Genomic DNA, 2,075 nt, shown 5'->3' with positions numbered 1-2,075 from the left:
GGTCCTGACGAAGTTGAACCGCAGCCGGCCCAGGGCCTCACGCCCGGGCAGCAGCTCCGCTGCTGCCTCGGCGTCCAGTTCTCGCATGCCAAGCATGGGTGGGTCCTTTACGCGAAGGGCATGGGCGAAGTGCGCCCGTCTCCGAACGCGTCCATCCATGCCGGACGATCTGTCTGACGAGATTGGACAGTAGAACTCCGCGAAGCCGCCGACAAGGGACGGGAACATCCCGCCCGCCACGGCGAAGGCCGCTCATGCCCACCAAAGCCGCAGGTGGGAAAGGTGACGGGCGCGAGCGGAACGGACACCGGCCCGCATGAAGCCTCACCCGATCGGCTCAATCCGGCCGAATCCGGGCGGCAACGACAGGGCTCCTGATGGCTATCCTCTCGTGCCTCAAGACGGGTGAACCGCCCGAAACCTCCGCGAGAGGGGTGCACGTGCTTGTCGTTCCGGGAGCGCTCGCGACCGCCGTCGTCCGCGACAGGACGGGAGAGCCGGTGGTGCTGCTGTCCGGTGAACTCCCCTCCGCCCTCACCCCGTCCGGCGTGGACGAGCTGCTGAACCTGGCCGCCGCCGTACTCGGAGCGGAGGAACTGGAACTCTTCCGGCGCTGCCTCGCGGCACTCCGCTGCGGCGAGAGACTCCGGGAGACCCGTATCGAAGTGAGCGGAGCCGTACTGACCATCTACCGCGGCTGAGCGACGGGGCGGCGACTGCACGCAACCCGGGGCGGATTTCCGGGCGGCGGCGGAGCGTTCCGGCAGCTCCCGATTCCGACCGAATCGGGCGCAGGAATTCTTCAACCCGGGACCCGGTGCAGCCGAATTGCAGTCCCCGCCAATTACCGCCCATGCCCAAACCACAAGCGAAACGCCGTAGTTGAGTCACCCTCGCGAGTGTTCTCAGGCATCGCCGCCACATTTCGCGAAATCCTCGCCAAGCAGAGCTCAGGCCTGGTTTGCCCGACTGCCGGACAGTGCCGGCAATGCGCCGAAAAGACCTCTCCACGCGCATGCGTGAATGAACCCGGATACGGAATCCGCGTATGGTCCGGAGGGCCACCAGAAATCCCTCGAACCAGGAGAAAAATGGTGAGAACATTCGCACGCGTCTTTGCGACGGCGGCCCTGACCGCGACCGCGGGCGCCATTCCCCTGATGGGCACGGCCACCGCCGCTCCGACCCATTCACCCGTCGCCGCACAGCAGTTCCGCGGCGTGGACCGCTGCACCGACCTCGATCAGCGGCACATCAGGCACCACGTCCGTGACCGCCACCGGAACCGGTGGGACCGTGACTGCCGCCGCCTGTGGGAGCGCCGCCCCGCACACAGGGCGCACTGGTACGACGCCTACGGGCGGTACCGCAACCACGCCGGATACGGCTGGGACTGCGGTCGCCGGTTCTGATCCGGTCTGATGCGCCGCCCGATCCGACGGGCGGTCGGCGTGGGCTCCCGGAGACGGCTCCCGGGAGCCCGCTGCCGATCGCGGGTCAGCCGCGGTAGATGGTCAGTACGGCTCCGCTCACTTCGATACGGGTCTCCCGGAGTCTCCCGCCGCAGCGGAGTGCCGCGAGGCAGCGCCGGAAGAGTTCCAGTTCCTCCGCTCCGAGTACGGCGGCGGCCAGGTTCAGCAGCTCGTCCACGCCGGACGGGGTGAGGGCGGAGGGGAGTTCACCGGACAGCAGCACCACCGGCTCTCCCGTCCTGTCGCGGACGACGGCGGTCGCGAGCGCTCCCGGAACGACAAGCACGTCCACCCCTCTCACGGAGGCTTCGGGCGGTTCACCCACCCCGCGGGGCGAGAATAGACCCCCAATCGCGCGCATTTCCGGGCTATCTGATACTTCACCAGCAAATGCATCAACCGGTGCGCCGTGCGCGCTACCGGACCGAAGGCGACGATCCCCATCGAAAGGACACGTCCGCCCGCGCCTCGCCGGCGCGCACCGAAATCCGGACACCCCTCCCGTCGACGCCCTGCGGTCGGGACGGATGTCGCCGGGGTTCGGTTCAGTCGGTGGCGGGGTGGGTGTCGGTGTCGTGGCCCGTGGGGGGTTCCGTGCCGGGG

Annotated in this window: 3 protein-coding genes; 2 read left to right on the top strand and 1 reads right to left on the bottom strand. The window is 68.6% G+C overall.

Annotation, left to right across the window (positions count from 1 at the left end; translation table 11 throughout):
* Positions 1-440: 440 nt before the first annotated feature.
* Positions 441-701, top strand: coding sequence for a hypothetical protein (locus tag QMZ92_RS33565; protein WP_283301384.1), 261 nt, complete (start codon positions 441-443; stop codon positions 699-701).
* Positions 702-1,091: 390 nt separating this feature from the next.
* Positions 1,092-1,412: a hypothetical protein gene (locus tag QMZ92_RS33560; protein ID WP_283301382.1), complete on the top strand. Its 321-nt coding sequence runs from the start codon at positions 1,092-1,094 to the stop codon at positions 1,410-1,412.
* Positions 1,413-1,497: 85 nt separating this feature from the next.
* Here QMZ92_RS33560 and QMZ92_RS33555 read toward each other — a convergent pair whose 3' ends face one another.
* Positions 1,498-1,758, bottom strand: a complete 261-nt coding sequence (locus QMZ92_RS33555; protein WP_283301379.1) for a hypothetical protein — start codon at positions 1,756-1,758, stop codon at positions 1,498-1,500.
* Between the last annotated feature and the right edge of the window lie 317 nt (positions 1,759-2,075).

It is taken from the genome of Streptomyces sp. HNM0645 (assembly GCF_030056615.1).
GTDB classification, from domain to species: domain Bacteria; phylum Actinomycetota; class Actinomycetes; order Streptomycetales; family Streptomycetaceae; genus Streptomyces; species Streptomyces marianii.
Note: the sequence above shows the minus strand (reverse complement) of the source record. Positions and strands in the feature narration are given on the sequence as shown.